Raw genomic sequence first — 679 nt, forward strand, 5'->3', positions numbered from 1 at the left:
ATGCAGTGCTTGTGCTAGGGTAATTTGATGATCGTATAAGCCAGACGGTAGCAGCTCATTGACGGCTGCTTTGTCGATCAGTTCTAACGCTTGGTCGGTCAGGTTACGCAGCGTGACTTGTCTTAGCCCTTCAGTGGTTGGATACACCGGAGTTAGGTTCGCTTCCACGTCTGGTTGTTGTCTTGGAGCAAAGAATTTGTAATCCGGATGGACGATCTCAAGCCCCATATTGCCACGCTTGATTTCACCATAAGCATGGACTTGCTTGCCCTCGGCAAAGTTGTTCTTCATACCTGCAGTGAAGTTGAAAAAACGCAGCGTAATTGTGCCATTACCGTCGCTGATCTTTACCGCCAACATCTTACGTTTACCGAAAATGGTATCTACGCTCATCACCTTGCCTTGTACTGCGGCCCAGATTCCTGCGTGCAGTTTGATGATCGGATAGATTCGCGTTCTATCTTCATAACGCAAAGGCAGGTGAAACAGCAGGTCTTGCACATTGTTGAGCCCAACCTTTTCCAGTTTCTCTGCGACTTTAGCGCCGACTCCAGATAAAGAGTTGAGAGGGATAGCAGATAAAAGCTGTGACATAACAAGGCTCATAAACGTAAGAGTGATGATCTATTCAAGCATTTTACTGGATTTTTGTACAGGATAAAGCTTAGAAGCAGATACG

The 679-nt window shown here is 46.2% G+C and carries 1 protein-coding gene; it reads right to left on the reverse strand.

The genetic code is table 11. The features are described 5' to 3' along the window. A partial coding sequence (locus BCT81_RS07310; protein ID WP_241908177.1) for an OB-fold nucleic acid binding domain-containing protein occupies positions 1-594 on the reverse strand: 594 nt, incomplete at its 3' end. Positions 595-679 lie beyond the last annotated feature (85 nt).

Origin of the sequence: Vibrio sp. 10N.261.52.A1 (genome assembly GCF_002876325.1) — a bacterium.
Lineage (GTDB): Bacteria > Pseudomonadota > Gammaproteobacteria > Enterobacterales > Vibrionaceae > Vibrio > Vibrio chagasii.